This window comes from Streptomyces saintjeani (assembly GCF_055409605.1).
Window position 1 is genome coordinate 5000452 of the sequence record NZ_CP189624.1, and the last position, 15870, is coordinate 5016321.

Sequence of the window (15870 nt, forward strand, 5' to 3'; positions counted from 1 at the left end):
AGGGGGGTAGGGGGTGGGTGGCAGTGCCGATCGCGCTCAGCGGCCGGCAGTCAATGCCTCGGTCGTCGAGGCGCTGGTTGCCGAGGTCCCGGTTGCCGAGGCGCCGGTCGAGCTCTCGGTCAGCGCGAAGAACACGTCGTCCAAGTCCGGCGTGTGCACGGTGAGTTCGTCGGCCTCGACCCCGGCCGCGTCCAACCGGTCCAGTACGGCCCGCAGTTCGCGCTGACTCCCGTCGCTCGGGATCTGGAGCGTGAGCGAGTCGTCCTGCCGGGACGCCTCGCCGAACGCGGCCACCGCGTCCTGGTACGGCGCCGGGTGCGCGAACCGGAGTCTGACATGGCCCCCCGGCGCGAGCCGCTTCAACTCCTCGGCCGTACCCTCCGCGACGATCCGCCCGCCGTTCAACACCGCGATCCTGTCGGCGAGTTCGTCGGCCTCCTCCAGGTACTGGGTCGTGAGGAAGACGGTCACCCCGCCGGTCACCAACTCCCGGATGATCTGCCACATGTTGTGCCGGGAACGCGGGTCGAGCCCGGTCGTCGGCTCGTCGAGGAAGATGACGCGAGGACTCCCGACGAGGGTCATCGCGATGTCGAGGCGCCGCTTCATCCCGCCGGAGTACGTGGACGCCGGCTTCTTCGCGGCCTCGGTGAGGTCGAACCGTGCGAGCAACTCGGCGGTGACGCGCCGCCCTTCGCTCCTGGAGAGGTGGTGGAGGTCCGCCATGAGGAGCATGTTCTCCTCGCCGGTGATCAGCCCGTCGACCGCCGAGAACTGGCCGGTGACGCCGATCGCCGACCTCACCGCCTGGGCCTGGGTGGAGAGTTGGTGCCCGGCGATGCGGGCTTCGCCGCCGTCCGGGGTGATCAGCGTGGAGAGGATCTTCACGGCGGTCGTCTTGCCCGCGCCGTTCGGGCCGAGCAGCGAGAAGACGGTGCCTTCGGGGACGGCGATGTCGATGCCGTCGAGGACGGTCTTGTCGCCGTAGGACTTGCGCAATCCGCTGGCGGAGATGGCGAGTTCGGTCATGTCAGGGGTTCCTTTCCGGGATCAGAGGCTGCGGGCGGTGATGTTGCCCTGGGAGGTGGTGGCGGTGATGACGAGGTCGGAAGTTCCGTCGTTCTTCAGGGAGTTGGAGACCCGTCCGGACGAAGTCCCCGCGTCCAGCGAGGCGGAGACGCCCTGCGCGGCGCCGATCTCGATGTCGCCCTGCTGGGTCTTGAGGCCGACGGCACCGCGCACCGCCTCGGTGACGCGGATCGTGCCGCGCTGGGTGCTGATCCCGGCGGGCCCGGTGAGGTGGCCGATCGTGATGTCGCCGTCGTGGACGGTGAGTTGGGCGCCGGCCGCCTCGTCGAGCTTGACCTCGCGGTAGCCGCCGTCGAAGGTGACGTCGCCGAGCCGGCCGACGCCGCGCAGTTCGGCGGCGCCCGCCTTGGCCACCACCCGCGAACCGGCGGGGAGCTGGATGGTGACCTCCACCGAGCCCTGGCCACCGAGGAGTTGGGACTTCGGCGCGGGGGTCTCGATGCGCAGGACGCCCGCGTCGTACGAGACCGTCGTCTGCTCGGCCGTCTTCACGTCGCGGGACTTGCCGGCGTCGGCGGGGCGGATCTCGACGGTGGTGTCGGTGCGGTCGGCGGCGATGAGCTGGATACGGCCGGCGGGGATGGAGAGGGTGGCGGTGATGACGGCGGGGGTGTCGAACTTCTGCATGGTCCCTGTCCTTCGCTTCGTTGTTTCTGACTTTGGAAAAGCTACGTTGCGTTGATGGATCTGGCAATGAACTCGTTGCGATGGGGTGTTATTTATGCAGGTCAAAGCCTAAAAATCGTTGCAACGGGTCTATGTTTAACGCAACAAGCGAAGATGTGTGCGTTGCAATGAATCAGGATTGAAAGCTATGCTGGCGAGGTTCTCGAAGGTCGGTGGAGGAGGGTGCGATGCCTGGAGGCAGGCTCAGTCAGCAGGAGCGTCAGCAGATCGCGGTGGGGCTGGGGGATGGGCTCGCCTACGCGGAGATCGCGCGGCGGCTCGACCGGCCGACGTCCACGGTGACGCGTGAAGTCATGCGCAACGGCGGGCCGGTCGGGTATCGCGCCGACCTCGCGCACCGGGCTACCGAGACCCGCGCGCACCGGCGCAAGAAGGCCGCGCCCCGTGCGGCCGGTGCGGTGGTGGCGGTCGAGGGGCGTGACGCGGAGGCGGTGCGGGAGTACGAGGAGGCGTTCGCGACGCTGTTCACCCAGCAGGGGCTGCCGAACATGACATCCCGGGTGCTGGCCGCGCTCTACGTCACGGACGGCGGGAGCCTGGCCGCCGGGGAGCTGTCGGGGCGGCTCGGCGTCAGTGCGGGGTCCGTATCGAAGGCGATCGCGTTCCTGGAGGCCCAGGGGCTGGTGCGGCGGGAGCGCGAGGCGGAGGGGCGGCGGCGGGAGAGGTATGTCGTCGACGACGACGTGATGTACCAGTCGACCATCGCCAGCGCGAAGGCGACCGCCTACCTGGGGGAGGTGGCTCGTAGGGGGGTGGGGGTACTGGGTGCCGGGACGCCTGCGGCCGTGCGGCTGGAGAACATGGCCCGGTTCATGGACTTCGTGGCCGAGAGCATCGCGCGGGCGGCCGATCAGGCGCGTGAGGTCCTGTACGGGGAGCCGGCGGGCGGGAGGCCGGAAGGCGGGAAGCCCGAAGGTGGTCTGAGTTAAAAATGTGACTCGGTTAAGTTTCGGGTTTAGGCTTGTGCCATGACCGGCGAGCTTGAACTGGAAGCGTCCCTACGGCACGAACGAGCCCATCACGACCGCTGCCGGGCCGCCTTCGAGGCGATGGTGAACGGCGCCGACAAGCAGGTCGTCGCAGGTGAGGACGTTTCTGCGTCGGGCGCCGACGCGGAGGTCCTCGGGTACCGGCTGCGCAGCCACGCGAAGGCGCTGCACGAGCTGCCGGAGGGGCCGCTCTTCTTCGGACGGCTTGATTTCGGGGACGGCCGTGCCCATCACGTGGGCCGGGTCCGGGTGAGCGAGCGGCCCGCCGATCCGCCGCTGGTCGTGGACTGGCGGGCACCGATCTCCCGGGCGTTCTACCAGGCGTCGGCCCGCGATCCACAGGGTGTGGATGTCCGGCGACGCTTCGGGTGGGCGGCCGGGAGCCGGGGGGACTCGGGGGATCTGACAGGGCTGGAGGACGAGTGGCTGGGGGGTACTACCTCCGCAGAGGGACCCGGTGCCGTAGCTCCGGAGGGGGACGACATCGAGGCCGGGGCCGATGCCGCCGTCGCCGGTCTCCTCGCCCGCGAGCTGGAGCGTCCCCGGGTAGGACCCATGAGGGACATCGCCGCGACGATCCAGCCCGAACAGGACGACCTCGTACGCGCCGAACTCGGTGACTCGATCTGCGTCCAGGGCGCGCCCGGCACCGGCAAGACCGCCGTCGGCCTCCACCGCGCGGCGTACCTCCTCTACACGCACCCGCGCCGCATCCAGCGCGCCGGCCTGCTGATCCTCGGCCCGAACCGCACCTTCCTCTCCTACATCTCCGAGGTGCTCCCCTCCCTCGGCGAGACCGGCGTCCGCCAGTCGACCCTCCTCGAAGAGATCGCCCTCCACCCGGTCACCGGCACGGACCCCCGCGCCGCCGCCGTCCTCAAGCACGACCCCCGCATGGCGGAGGTACTACGCCGGGCGCTGTACGGCCGGGTCCGCGCTGACGATGCGCAGGGCGCCGTGGTCCAGGAGGGGTCGTACCGCTGGCGGGTACCGGCGAGCGAGGTCGCCGAGATCGTCCGGTCCGTCCTCGCCGAGGAGCCGCCGTACGAGATCGGCCGCGAGCGCGTGCGGACGCGGATCGTCGTCCGGATGCGCGCGGAGGCGGAGCGCCGCAGCGGGACCCGGAATGCCGCCTGGGTACGACGGGTGGAGCGCGCGGTCGGCGGCTGCGTCGACGCGGTGTGGCCGAAGGTCCGCCCGGAGGAGGTGGTGTACGAACTTCTGTGCGGCGGCGAGGAGTTGGACCGGTACGCCGACGGCGTCCTGTCGGCCGAGGAGCGCGTGGCGCTGGCCTGGACGCGGCCGGCCCGTTCCTGGAAGTCGGTCCGCTGGTCCGCCGCCGACCTGGTCCTTCTGGACGAACTCTCAGGTCTCGTCACCCACCCCGCCGGGTACGGCCACGTCGTCGTCGACGAGGCCCAGGACCTCTCCCCGATGGAGTGCCGCGCGATCGCCCGCCGCGTCGAGTTCGGCTCGCTGACCGTCCTCGGCGACCTGGCTCAGGGGACCACGGCCTGGGCGGCCCGCTCGTGGCCCGAGCAGATGCGCCACCTCGGGAAACCCGACGCCGTTGTGGTACCGCTTACTGTCGGTTTCCGCGTCCCCGGGGTCGTGCTGGAACTGGCGAACCGGGTCCTGGGGAGGCTGGAGGTCCGGGTCCCCGCCGCTCGATCCCTGCGCGGAGGCGGGGAGTTGAGGATCACCCGGGTCGCATCCGCCGGGGAGCTGTACGACGGGGTGGCGGAGGCCGTCCGGCGGGCGCTGAAGTCGGAAGGATCGGTGGGGGTGGTCGTCGCCGACGGCCAAGTGGACCGGTTCCAGGGGGTGTCGGGCGACCGGGTCGAGATCGTCGAGGCCGGAGCGGTGAAGGGGCTGGAGTACGACCATGTCGTGGTCGTCGAGCCGGTGGCGATCGTTGAGGGGGAGGAGCGGGGGTGGCACCGGCTGTACGTGGTGCTGACCAGGGCGGTTTCGCGGATGGAGGTGGTGCACGGAAGGGAGTTGCCGTGGTGAGGCGATTATTTGATGGGGATCGGAATAAGGGGTGAGGGCGAAGTGGTTGGCCCGGGTATGACGACGATCAGCGACCCCGAGCCCCTCGACCTCGGTACATACGGTGTCTGGCGGATCTCCGAGACACCGTCCGAGCTTGCCGTGGAACTGGAGGCGCTCGGCTTCGGTGCCCTGTGGCTCGGGAACCTCCCGGTCTCCGAATTCTCTACGGTCGAACGGCTGTTGGACGCGACGGAGACGCTGGTGATCGCGACGGGGATCGTGAACATCTGGGCCAGCCCGGCGCCGGAGGTGGCCCGCGCGTACCACCGGGTGGTCGAACGGCACCCCGACCGCTTCCTGTTGGGGATCGGCGCCGGGCACCGGGAGGTCACGCAGGAGTACGTACGGCCGTACCAGGCGCTGAACGACTACCTCGACGTCCTGGACGAGGTCCAAGTCCCGGTCAGCCGTCGGGTTTTGGCGGCGCTCGGCCCCAAGGTGACGCGGCTCGCCGGGGACCGGACGGCCGGTGCGCACCCCTACCTCGTCACCCCGGAGCACACGCGTCGTGCCCGTGAAATCCTCGGCAAGGGACCGGTGTTGGCGACCGAGCAGAAGGTCGTCCTGGACGAGAACTCAGTACGGGCAATGGAGTTGGCCGTCGAGCGGGTGGCTCCCTACCTCGCGCTCACCAACTACACCGCGAATCTGCGGACGTTGGGCTACACCGACGAGGACCTGACCCCGCCCGGCAGTGACCGGCTCCTCGCCGACCTGGTGGTGCAGGGCGGGCCGGAGGCGGTCGAGGCGGGGCTGCGGGCGCATGTCGAGGCGGGGGCCGACCATGTGGTGGTGCAGTTGCTGGAGTCCGGGGAAGGCAACTCGGCTGCCGGGTACCGGGAGTTGGCGCAGGCGCTCGGGCTGAGCTGAGCGGCCTCTCGGTCTGGGTCGACTCCCGGGCCGAACTGCTTCCGAAGTCGCCGCGAGCGGGCCCGCCCAGGCAACAGGCGGGCCCGCGTGCCGTATCGCCGTCAGTGGATCACAGCGTCACGGCCACTCCGCCCAGCGTCACCACCAGCTTGCCGTCCGACGCGAACGACCACTTCAGCGCACCGGACCAACCCGACGCGCAGCGCGAGCCGTTGGTGCCGGTCCAGAACTGGTTCGTGCTGTCGGCGTCCCCGATCGTCTTGTCGTTGGAGCCGCTGACGGCGTACCGGCAGGACGTGTTGGAGCGGAACACCGAAGTCCCCGCGTCCCACGAGTAGTTGCGGGTCGCGTTGTCGATGCTCAGGTTGTTGGAGACGGCCATCGACCCCGGGTTGCTGTTGTACGTGAACCCGTGCTTGCCGTTGCGGTAGGCGATGCTGCGCCGTACGACGTGGTTGACGGCGATGTCGTCGCCGCCGAGCTTGTACCCGTTGCGGTCGCCGTTGGAGTTGACGGTGCCGTCGGACAGCGTGCCGTTGCTGTAGGAGAGCGAGTCCTCGATGGTGACCGGACCGATCGGACCCGTGTCGGTCTTGGTGTAGAGGTCCCAGCCGTCGTCGATGTTGTTGTGCGAGACGGAGTACCGGAAGACGTTCCCGGTCCCGGTCGTCAGCTTCGCCGCGAACCCGTCCGCGTCCTCTCCGTCGGAGTCGGCGTTGTCGTGCGACTCGGCGCTGAGGATCAGGTTGTCCGAGGGCCAGTCGCTGCTCGGCGTGGAGGAGGCGATCCGCCCCAACTGGAGCCCGGTGTCACGGTTGTAGCGGGTGATGGTCCGCTCGACGACGTTGTGACTGCCGCCGACGTAGATCCCGTTGTCCCCGGCCCGCTCGACGACGACCCCGTACACCTTCCAGTACGACCCGAAGAGCTGGAGCCCACGGTTCGACGAACTCTCGCTCTGTGCCGAGAAGTTGAGCACCGGGGTCTCGCCCGGGTACGCCGTGAGGGTGGTCCGCGCGGCTGAAGTCCCGTTGCTGGTCTGGGGGATGGTCACTGTGGCGGACTGGTTGTACGTCCCTCCCCGGAGGTAGATCGTGCCGCCCGCGGTGACCCGGCTGATCGCCGAGGTGAGCGTCGTGGGCGCGGACTGCGTGCCGGCGGCGCTGTCGGTGCCGGTCGGGGAGACATAGAGCGCGCCGGTCGCGGGAGGCGTCGTCGAGTCGGTGGTCGTCGACTCGACGTAGTCGACGTTGGGCAGCCCCTCCGACGTCGTAGGCGTCAGGCGGATCGTGTTGCTGCCCGCGTTGAGCGTGACGGTCAGCGTCTTGGTGACCCAGGTCGACCACGCGCCGGTCGCCTCGAAGGACGGCGTCTGCACGGTCGTCCCGTTGACGGCGAGGGAGGCCGGGCGTGCGGTCGAAGTCCCGTTCGCGAAGCGGATGTTGAGCGTCGCGGTTCCGGCGACGGCCGCGTTCACCGTGAACTGGGCGTACCCACTCGTGGAGTTGGTCCCGTTGCAGAAACCGCTTCCTGAGAAGCCGGTCCAGTCGGAGTCGATGGTTCCCGTGCAGACCGCTGGGGAGGTTTCTGCCTCCTGGCGGACGGTCGCGGCGGTCGCCGGGGAGGTTCCGGTGAAGGCGACGAGGGTGCCGGCCAGGAGGGCGGAGGAGGCGAGGGCGGCTGTTCTCGCTGATCGCTGGTGCATCGTGCGGCTCCGTTCGAGTACATGGCTGAGGGGTGTGTACGTGAACAGGTAGAGCTCCCGGATCTGGGGTGTCCGGGCGATAGCAAGCGCTTTCTCTGGAAAGTAGGCTCACGGTGTGGACACGTCAAGGGTCACGTGCTTGATCGTTGTCTATGAATGTGAACCTTGAGATGCGGCCTGCGCCGGACTGTGCTGTGAACGGACAGGCATCCCGAAGGCAAAGAGCGGAAGTGCTTAGGAATACTCGGTCCCGTAGTAGTCCCGCAGTACCTCTGAAGGACCAACCGGAAAGAGACCGGACGGCACCGTGAAGAAAGTCCCGTTCCCCCACACCGGGGCAGGAATCGCTTCCCTCGCCCTGCTCGCGGCCCTCGCGTGCGGCTTGGCCACGGCAACCCCCGCCCTCGCGGCTCCCTCGACACCGACGGTCACCACCGTCACCGCGGCCTCGGCCGCCGAACCGGCCCCCGTACCGGTCGAGTTCGTCGACCAGGCGACCAGCGCTCTGCCCACCGACGGCAAGAGCCATGAATTCACGGTCACTTACGCGAACACCACCGCGTCCGACCTGATAGTCGCGCCCCAACTCCTGCTCGTCTCACCGGACTCGGGCCCCTTCCTGAAGCCCGCCGACGTCAAGCTGGAGCTGCGCAAGGCCGACGGCTGCTGGACCGCCGTCACGCCGGGCACCCAGACCGGCACGCTCTACACGGACCTCACGACCGCGCAGCACACTCTCGCGCTCGGCGAGACGCTGACCCAGGTGTACCGCCTGACCGTCACGTCCCCCGGTGCGGTCGGGACGGTTCAGCCTCGGGTGGTTCTGTACGGCTGAGACGCCGAGTACGCCTGGACCCCGTGCGCGCCTGAGCACTGAGCACGCCTGAGCCGTCGAGGCCGAACGAGCCGGAGCCGCCATGAGAGGGCTCCGGCTCGCGGCGTACGAGGTCGGCTCGGCGGAGTGCGCACCGGTCACGTCAACTCCCGGCGGTGCGGCCCGAATATGGCGACCCTCTGCCGCGCGCCGTGATCGTGCCGGTTCCTTCAGGTGGCTTGGTCACGCAGGCTTCTCGCGGTGCGGTGCGGTCTGGTCGCGGTGGTCTACTGCGGTGAGGCCCGAGGGAAGGCGACTCTCTGTCCTGTGGCCCGATCATGCGGGCTTCCTGCGGTGCGGCTCCAACGGGGCGACTTCCTACCGCGCGGCCTGATTGCGCGAACTTCCTGCGGTGCGATCGTGGCGGCTTCCTGGCGTGCGGCTCCCGATCGCGCGGGCTCGCCTGACTCGATCAGGTCAACTAGACGCCCTGCGCGGCGATTACGTCAACCAGTCGCGGTGCGCCCCGAGTTGTCCCCCGAGCCCGACAGGTACGGCACCAACCCGCGTTCCAGCAAAGCCCGTTTCCACTCCAGCCGAGCCTGCTCGATGTCGGCGGGCGAGGCGTGACCCCGGCGGGTCTGGATCGCCGTGCGGAAGACGGCCGCGACGGCGAGGAGGGTGCTGAGGACGGCGATGATGCCGAGGATCCAGCCCGCGGTGATGAGGGACGCGGGCAACGGGGCGGACGCGTCGGCGAGTTGGAGGATGTAGCCGGCGAGGAGGAGGAAGACGGCCGACGTCGCGGAGATGATCGGCGTGAGGACGGCGAGGGCCGCGAGCGCGGTGCTCTGCGCGGCGGGTTGGCGGCTCGCGTCCTGCCGTACGGCGACGTACTCGGCGTACTCGGCTCCCGCTGCCGCCGAGATGACGTCGGCGTCGGCCAACGCCTTCTCCTTCAGGGCGCGTTGCCCCGTCCTGACGAGTGCGAGGCGCAGGGTCTCCTCGAAGTCCGCTCGGTCCTCCGGGCGGAGGTGGTGCGGGACGGCCATCTGGTCTCCCGGTGGTGAAGGGGGCGGAGGGGGATCACCCTAGGGATCGCTCCGAGGTTCGCCCAGGGGTCGGCCGGGGATCGCTCCCAGGACCTACCCGGGTACGACTCGGGTACGACTCCGGAGCCGGCCCCAGGGGGCACTCTCAGGACCTACCCGGGTACGCCCGTGGAGCCATCCCCAGGGCTACCCCGAGAACTGGCCGGGTACGACCCCGGAGCGGACCCAGCGGCTACCCCGAGAGGCGGCCGGGGAGTGCCCGAGAGCTACCCGGGGACCACTCCAGGACTGCCCCGGGAATCCCCAGGACTCCCGGGGAGTACCCCAGGGCTACCCGGGGACTACCTCAGGACTATCCGGGGCGACCCGGGCTCACCCGAGGTCCACCCCAGAACTTCCCCGGGGAGTACCCGAGAACTCACCCGAAGGTGACTCCTCAAGGTGATCCCCCAGGGGCGATCCCCGTACGTCCGGCGGTGGATCAGACGTTGACGCCGAAGTCGGCCGCGATGCCGCGCAGCCCGGAGGCGTACCCCTGGCCCACCGCGCGGAACTTCCACTCGGCGCCGTGGCGGTACAGCTCGCCGAAGACCATGGCGGTCTCGGTGGACGCGTCCTCGGAGAGGTCGTAGCGCGCGATCTCCTGCCCGCCCGCCTGGTTCACGACGCGGATGTACGCGTTGCGGACCTGGCCGAAGCTCTGGCCGCGGTTGTCGGCGTCGTGGATGGAGACCGGAAAGACGATCTTGTCGATCGAGGCCGGTACACCGGTGAGGTTGATCTTGATGGTCTCGTCGTCGCCGTCGCCCTCACCGGTCAGGTTGTCGCCGGTGTGCTCGACGGAGCCGTCCGGGCTGGTGAGGTTGTTGTAGAAGATGAAGTGCGCGTCGGAGGCGACCTTCCCGTTCGCGTCCAGGAGCAGCGCGGAGGCGTCGAGGTCGTAGTCGGTGCCGGTGGTGGTGCGGACGTCCCAGCCGAGCCCGATGACGACGGCGGTGAGGCCGGGAGCCTCCTTGCTGAGCGAGACGTTTCCGCCCTTGGACAGGGTTACTCCCACTGCGAACTCCTCCTCGGGGGTGGGGTACTACGACCGTAGGTCGCGAGGGTGACCCGTGGGGATCGGCCCTGGCCATTAAATCTACATCACTGTAGAAGTAATCGGAGGGGGAGGGTATGACATACCCCGATACCATGGAGTTACATCCGGCAACGGAGAGGAGAGCAGGGCGTGACGGACCACGAACAACGTCCCCGGCGGCGGGGGCAGGGTGAGCTGGAGGCCCTCGTCCTGGAGGCCCTGCGCGCGGCCGACGGCCCCGCGACGGCGGGCTGGGTCCAGGAACGCCTCGGCGGCGACCTGGCGTACACGACCGTCATCACGATCCTCACCCGCCTCCTGGAGAAGGGCGCCGTCACCCGCGAACGCGCCGGCCGCTCCTTCGCCTGGACCCCCGCGTCCGACCAAGCCGGCCTGGCCGCACGGAAGATGCGCAAGGTGCTCGACGGCGAACGCGACCGCGAGGCGGTGCTCGCCAGCTTCGTCACCGGCCTCGGCGCGGACGACGAGCGGCTGCTGAGGGAGCTGCTGGGCGAGACCGGGAGCGAAGGGGAAGGCTGACGCCGTATGGGGTTCTTCATCTTCCTCCCCCTGGTCCTGCCCCTGACGGCCTGGCCGATAGCGCGCCTCGCCGAACAGCACCTCCATCCGCGCGCCGCTTCCCGCCTGCTCACCGCGATGGCCGCGGTCATGGCCCTGTGCAGCACGGTCTGCCTGGCTCTTCTGATGGTCGTCGGAACGGCGCAACTCCCAGGTAACCCCCTGCCCGACGGGTGGTCCGACCCCGAGGTCCGCGCGGCCGTCCCGTACGACGAGGTCGCGGGCAAGGCCGCCATCCCCGCCCTCTTCGCCGTCGCCGGGGTGTGCATCCGTACGGCCTGGCGCCACTTCCGCCTCCGCCGCCGCGCGCACCGAGCGCTCGCCGGGCTTCCCCCCACAGAGGTAGCGGTACTACGGGACGACACGCCGTACGCGTACGCCCTCCCCGGCGCCCGCCGGGACCGCATCGTCGTCACCACGGCGCTGCTCGGGAGCCTCGACCCGAGTGAGCGCCGGGCCCTCTTCGCCCACGAACGCGCGCATCTCACCGCGCGGCATCACCGGTACCTGCTCACCGTTCAACTCGCCGCCCGTGCCAACCCGTTCCTGCATCCGCTCTCAACTGCCGTCTCCTATACGGCGGAACGCTGGGCGGACGAGGATGCGGCGGCGGTGATCGGCAGCCGCCGTACGGTCGCGCGGGCGATCGGCAAGGCGGCGCTGTTGTCCCGTGGCGCACCGGTCCCTGCGCTCGCCGGGTTCGCCGCGCCGGGGCCAATTCCCCGCCGGGTGGCGGCACTTCTGGGTCCCGCGCCGTCCGTTCGGCACTGGCCGTCCGTGTTCACGGGAGTGGGGCTCGCGGCGTGGGGGGCGGCTGCGGGGACGGCCGTGTCGGCGATGTCGTCCGCGAACTCGGCGGTGACGATGTTCGTCATCCTGCATGCGGCTACGCCGTTGTGAGGTTGGGCGTCCGTCGGTGAGGGACTACTCCAACTCCCGGTGTGTGTAGGGATGTTCGGCGTCGTGCGCGGGTTTCGGGCGGTCGGGTAGACGCCACACGTACGGGTCCGGGGCGCGAACTTCGGCGCCGGGGTCGCTTTCGGCTGCGCGGCCTCTTCGTGCCAGTGCCTCAGAAATCCGTCGGAGCACAGGTCCCCGCCGGGTGCAGGGTGAACGTCGCCCATACGTGTTTGGTGTACGGGCCCGTCGCGTGGCCCCAGTCGCTGGCGAGGCGGTCGACCAGGACCAGGCCACGGCCGCCCTCGTCCTCCAGGGTGACGGGGGTGAGGCGGGGGAGGTGGACGCGGTCGGGGTCGGCGACGGTGAGGTGGAGGTGGTCGGGGGTGAGGCGGAGGGTGATCTCGATACGGGCGAGGGGGATCTTGCAGTGGGCGACGGAGTTGGTGACGAGTTCGTTGGCGGCGAGGGTGATGGCGTCGGAGAGGTCAGGGTCAACTCCCCAGTCGGCGAGGGTCTTTTGGATGCGGTGCCTGGCGGTGGGGACGTGGCGGCGGTTCTTGGGGATCTGGAAGGTGACGGTGTCGGGCATGGGGGATTGCCTCCTGACGGCTCGCCAGTCAAGGGCCGTGGAACAACGGCCTGTTGCTCATGAGGCTAGGGGCGGATCGCAGACCGTCGCAATCAAAACTCATGAATGCATGCAGAGGTGTCACTCGATCGTGTGATGCTGGCCTTGGGTTGACGGAGCGTGTGGCATGGTGGCGGCGAGAGGGGAGGCAGACATGCCCGCAGGTGGACGGCCGACGGTGCGCAGCAGGCGACTTGGTGCGGCGCTGAAGAGGTTCCGGCAGGCGGCGAAGCTGGACCAGCCGCAAGCCGCCGAGGTCATCGTCACAAGTCAGGCACGGATAAGCCGATTTGAGACCGGGCATGCGACGCCACGTGTCATCGAGGTGCGGCTGCTGCTGGACGCGTACGGGATCAAGGATCAGGAAGTCCGGGACAAGCTGGAGGAGTTGGCGAGGAATCCGAAGCCGAAGGGGTGGTGGACGGAGTATGCCGACGACCTGCGGCCGGATTACTACGACTTCATCGGGCTGGAGGACGACGCGACGTACATCCGGGAGTGGCAACCGGTGTTGATTCCCGGCCTGTTGCAGACGCCGGCCTATGCGCGGGCGATCATCGACACGGTCCCCGGCTGTGTCGATCCAGTACGTGCCCTTCGCTTGGCGGAGGTGCGGGCGAAACGGCAGGCCACCATCGGCGACGGTGGTACTCGCTATTCGGCCATCCTCTGGGAGGCGGTCGTCACGTATCCGGTGGTCGACCCCGAGGTTCACCGCGAACAACTCTCCGCGATCCTGGCGATCAGCAAGCGGAAGAACGTCACCGTGCAGGTGCTGCCGTTCGGCGCGGGCGCTGTTGCGGCTACGCCCTCCTTCTCCGCCTTCACCTTCGATGTCGAACCGGTTGTGGAGGCTGTGCACGTGGAGAACCTGTGGAGCAGCTCGATCCTTGAGAACCCCGAAGGGCTCGCCACTTACAGCAACGCATACGATCTACTACGATCGACGGCGCTATCACCGGATGCAACTGCGCGACTCATCCGGGGCGTGTTGCGGAGCACCTAGGAAGACACATCGTGATCGAGGTTGTGACCCCTTTCCGGAAATCGTCGTACAGCGTGCCGGAAGGCAACTGCGTCGAGGTCGCCCTAACCGCCCCTTCCGGCCTCGCCGTCCGTGACACCAAGCTCACCAGCAGCCCCCTCCTCATCACCTCTCGCGAGACCTGGGCCTCCTTTCTCGGACAGTTCGGTGACGACCTCCAGAACTGACTGACCTACGGCGATATCCAGCCCCTCTCCGTCTCCGACCGAGAGGGGCTTCGTCGTTCCCGCGTCGCTCAAGTGCCCTTTCTCTACGCCCCGTTGAGCCTGAGTCCATATCCAGCCTTCCGACCCTGTTAGACCCATTGACAGGACTTGCCCAGTCTCTAGAGGCTTGCGTGGACATGCCACTGGATGGGGAGGGTGTCACGTGTTACGCAATCGCTGTAGATATCTGCTCGCCGCCTGCGTCGCCTTCGGGCTCGCCTTCGCGCCGTCGACGGTCATCGCCGCCGAGGGCCAGGCGACGGCAGCCGCTTCGGGCGCCGTCGAACACCGCGTCTCGCCCAGCGCACAAGCGCTGACCGCGCAGTACTGGACGCCGGAACGCATGGCAGCGGCCGTACCGCCCAAGGCAGTGGGGAGGTCCGTGCCGGACAGTGTCATTGAGGAGGCGATCGGTGGGGCGACGATCGGGTCGCAACCCGTCGCCGGTAAGGGGGCTCAGGTCACTCCGGGGGCGCCGAAGCTGAAGGTCACGGCAACTCAGGTCGTGGGCAAGGTCTTCTACCGAGGCTCCGACGGCATCGACTACGTCTGCTCCGGCTCCGCGGTCAACAGCACCAACAAGAACATGGTGTTCACGGCAGGGCACTGCGTCCACGGCGGTCCCGGTCAAGGCTGGGCCTCCAACTGGCAGTTCGTGCCGTACTACAACTACGGCAACCGGCCGTACGGGACCTGGTGGGCCGAGACGCTCGTCGCGTTCAACGGGTGGGTCAACAGCGGGAACTTCGGCTACGACGTCGGCATCGTCATCACCTCGCCGAACTCCTCGGGTGAACTCGTCAACGCCGTAGGCGGGTTGGGGATCCAGTGGAACTACCCCAAGGCCCGCTTCATGGTCGCGATGGGGTACCCGGCGGCCGGTGCGTTCGACGGGCAGTGGCAGTACTTCTGCTCGGCGACCACCTCGCAGCGCAGCTCCTCGATCACCGACCAGATCAAGATGCCGTGCAACATGACCGGCGGCTCCAGCGGCGGGCCGTGGATCTTCGGCAAGGACGACAACGTCTACTACAGCGGGTACGTCAACGGCGTGAACAGCAACACCGAACGCCGCGACAACCCGACCGAGATGCGCTCGCCGTACTTCGCGACATGGGTCGGCGACGCGTTCAACACGTACTCTTCCTACTGACGTTGATGCGCCAACCGGCGTCCGCCGACTGACGGACGTACGACGTGGAGGGGCCAACTCATGCCCGGATCCTTACGAGTTCGGCTCGCCGTCACCATCGGCGCGCTGGCCTGCACACTGGTCGCCTGCGGCGCGGAGCAGAACAATCCCGGCTCCCCGCCAACGGGCGTCTCGGGCACGGGATCAGAGGCGGGGTCGGGCGCGGGATCGGGGGCGAGCCCGGCACCCAGCACGGGCAGTGGCTCCGGCCAGAGCACCGGCTCCAGCGCTTCGTGCGACCCCTCCACGTCCACCACCCCGGAGGACGCGAGCACTGCCTCCGGCACAGCCCCCGGCGACAGCCGGACCCACACGCAGAATCCCGCCGACAACTGCATCATCGACAGCGGGATTCCCAACATGCCGGTGGATCCGTGAGCGCTTCGAGCTTCTGTTCGTCAGGGCAGCCAGTAGTACCCGTGTAACACCCCGGGAAGTCCCGGACCCCTGAGCGCCAGGCCCCGTAGTACCTGAGGCCCGGCGCTCGATCGGCGTAGCTCAGAGGTCGAACTCGTGCGGCGGCAGGTCGAGGGCGTAGCACGCCTCGCGGACCACCGCCTGCTCGTCCTTGTCGAAGTCGCCGTCCGCGCCGCCGATGACGATGCCGATCTGGATGACCGCGCGGGCCTCGGCCGGCTTCTTCTTCGCCTTGGCGATCTCCTGGAGCACGCTGACCTTGCCGAAGTCGAAGTCCGTGGTCAGCTTGTTGAGGTTGTCCTCGAAGCGTCGGCGCAGGTCGTCCGCCGGGAAGTTCTGCAACACCTCGTTGTTCGCGATGAGTTGGGCGACACGCTGCCGCTCCGACGGGTCGATGTGACCGTCCGCCGCCGCCACCAGCGCGCACATGGCCATGCTCGCGTCACGGAACGCGCCGCTCTTGAGGTCGTTCTTCTTCGAGACCAACTGCGTCTGCATCTGCGACGCGGAGTCCTTGATGCGGTCCCACAGGGCCATGAACACTCCAAAAACCAGGGGCGCCCA

17 protein-coding genes are annotated in these 15870 nt (G+C 68.8%); 10 read left to right on the forward strand and 7 right to left on the reverse strand.

Annotation, left to right across the window (positions count from 1 at the left end):
• Positions 1 to 36: 36 nt before the first annotated feature.
• Together ACQCO7_RS22855 and ACQCO7_RS22860 are read right to left on the reverse strand one after the other, a co-directional pair.
• Complete coding sequence (locus ACQCO7_RS22855) at positions 37 to 1029, reverse strand: ATP-binding cassette domain-containing protein (protein ID WP_464073600.1); 993 nt, start codon at positions 1027 to 1029, stop codon at positions 37 to 39.
• Positions 1030 to 1050: 21 nt separating this feature from the next.
• The gene (locus ACQCO7_RS22860; RefSeq protein ID WP_464073601.1) at positions 1051 to 1716 is read right to left on the reverse strand and encodes a DUF4097 family beta strand repeat-containing protein; all 666 of its coding nucleotides are present in this window, start codon (positions 1714 to 1716) and stop codon (positions 1051 to 1053) included.
• 227 nt (positions 1717 to 1943) lie between these two features.
• Between ACQCO7_RS22860 and ACQCO7_RS22865 the strand changes: the two genes are divergently transcribed.
• Genes ACQCO7_RS22865 through ACQCO7_RS22875 form a run of 3 tightly spaced genes read left to right on the forward strand, consistent with a single transcriptional unit; the run spans position 1944 to position 5690 of the window.
• Positions 1944 to 2705, forward strand: coding sequence for a GbsR/MarR family transcriptional regulator (locus tag ACQCO7_RS22865; RefSeq protein WP_464073602.1), 762 nt, complete (start codon positions 1944 to 1946; stop codon positions 2703 to 2705).
• Positions 2706 to 2744: 39 nt separating this feature from the next.
• Positions 2745 to 4778, forward strand: coding sequence for a HelD family protein (locus tag ACQCO7_RS22870; protein WP_464073603.1), 2034 nt, complete (start codon positions 2745 to 2747; stop codon positions 4776 to 4778).
• 57 nt (positions 4779 to 4835) lie between these two features.
• Complete coding sequence (locus ACQCO7_RS22875; protein WP_464073604.1) at positions 4836 to 5690, forward strand: LLM class F420-dependent oxidoreductase; 855 nt, start codon at positions 4836 to 4838, stop codon at positions 5688 to 5690.
• Positions 5691 to 5799: 109 nt separating this feature from the next.
• On the opposite strand, the gene ACQCO7_RS22880 is transcribed toward ACQCO7_RS22875, so the two are convergent.
• A complete protein-coding gene (locus ACQCO7_RS22880; RefSeq protein ID WP_464073605.1) occupies positions 5800 to 7395 on the reverse strand; it encodes a carbohydrate-binding protein in 1596 nt (531 codons plus the stop codon).
• A gap of 307 nt (positions 7396 to 7702) precedes the next feature.
• On the opposite strand from ACQCO7_RS22880, the gene ACQCO7_RS22885 reads away from it, so the two are divergent.
• Complete coding sequence (locus ACQCO7_RS22885; protein ID WP_464073606.1) at positions 7703 to 8230, forward strand: signal peptide protein; 528 nt, start codon at positions 7703 to 7705, stop codon at positions 8228 to 8230.
• 485 nt (positions 8231 to 8715) lie between these two features.
• On the opposite strand, the gene ACQCO7_RS22890 is transcribed toward ACQCO7_RS22885, so the two are convergent.
• Entirely contained in the window at positions 8716 to 9261 is a 546-nt protein-coding gene (locus ACQCO7_RS22890) for a hypothetical protein (protein ID WP_464073607.1), read from the reverse strand.
• 481 nt (positions 9262 to 9742) lie between these two features.
• The gene (locus ACQCO7_RS22895) at positions 9743 to 10318 is read right to left on the reverse strand and encodes a TerD family protein (RefSeq protein WP_010351595.1); all 576 of its coding nucleotides are present in this window, start codon (positions 10316 to 10318) and stop codon (positions 9743 to 9745) included.
• Positions 10319 to 10489: 171 nt separating this feature from the next.
• Between ACQCO7_RS22895 and ACQCO7_RS22900 the strand changes: the two genes are divergently transcribed.
• Positions 10490 to 10879 carry a BlaI/MecI/CopY family transcriptional regulator gene (locus tag ACQCO7_RS22900; protein ID WP_010351594.1) on the forward strand — a complete coding sequence of 130 codons (390 nt, stop codon included), beginning with the start codon at positions 10490 to 10492 and terminating at the stop codon, positions 10877 to 10879.
• A gap of 6 nt (positions 10880 to 10885) precedes the next feature.
• Complete coding sequence (locus tag ACQCO7_RS22905) at positions 10886 to 11818, forward strand: M56 family metallopeptidase (protein ID WP_464073608.1); 933 nt, start codon at positions 10886 to 10888, stop codon at positions 11816 to 11818.
• 169 nt (positions 11819 to 11987) lie between these two features.
• On the opposite strand, the gene ACQCO7_RS22910 is transcribed toward ACQCO7_RS22905, so the two are convergent.
• Positions 11988 to 12407: an ATP-binding protein gene (locus ACQCO7_RS22910; RefSeq protein ID WP_464073609.1), complete on the reverse strand. Its 420-nt coding sequence runs from the start codon at positions 12405 to 12407 to the stop codon at positions 11988 to 11990.
• A 193-nt stretch (positions 12408 to 12600) separates the two neighbouring features.
• Here ACQCO7_RS22910 and ACQCO7_RS22915 point away from each other — a divergent pair, with 193 nt between their 5' ends.
• From ACQCO7_RS22915 to ACQCO7_RS22930, 4 genes are all read left to right on the forward strand, one after another.
• On the forward strand, positions 12601 to 13452 hold the full coding sequence (locus ACQCO7_RS22915; RefSeq protein WP_464073610.1) for a helix-turn-helix domain-containing protein: 852 nt from the start codon (positions 12601 to 12603) through the stop codon (positions 13450 to 13452).
• An 11-nt stretch (positions 13453 to 13463) separates the two neighbouring features.
• Entirely contained in the window at positions 13464 to 13658 is a 195-nt protein-coding gene (locus tag ACQCO7_RS22920; RefSeq protein WP_464073611.1) for a DUF397 domain-containing protein, read from the forward strand.
• A 202-nt stretch (positions 13659 to 13860) separates the two neighbouring features.
• Positions 13861 to 14850, forward strand: coding sequence for a trypsin-like serine peptidase (locus ACQCO7_RS22925; protein WP_464073612.1), 990 nt, complete (start codon positions 13861 to 13863; stop codon positions 14848 to 14850).
• A gap of 60 nt (positions 14851 to 14910) precedes the next feature.
• Complete coding sequence (locus tag ACQCO7_RS22930; RefSeq protein WP_464073613.1) at positions 14911 to 15267, forward strand: hypothetical protein; 357 nt, start codon at positions 14911 to 14913, stop codon at positions 15265 to 15267.
• Between the two features lie 120 nt (positions 15268 to 15387).
• Here the strand turns inward: ACQCO7_RS22930 and ACQCO7_RS22935 are convergent, their stop codons facing one another.
• A complete protein-coding gene (locus ACQCO7_RS22935; RefSeq protein ID WP_409115445.1) occupies positions 15388 to 15843 on the reverse strand; it encodes a tellurite resistance TerB family protein in 456 nt (151 codons plus the stop codon).
• Positions 15844 to 15870 lie beyond the last annotated feature (27 nt).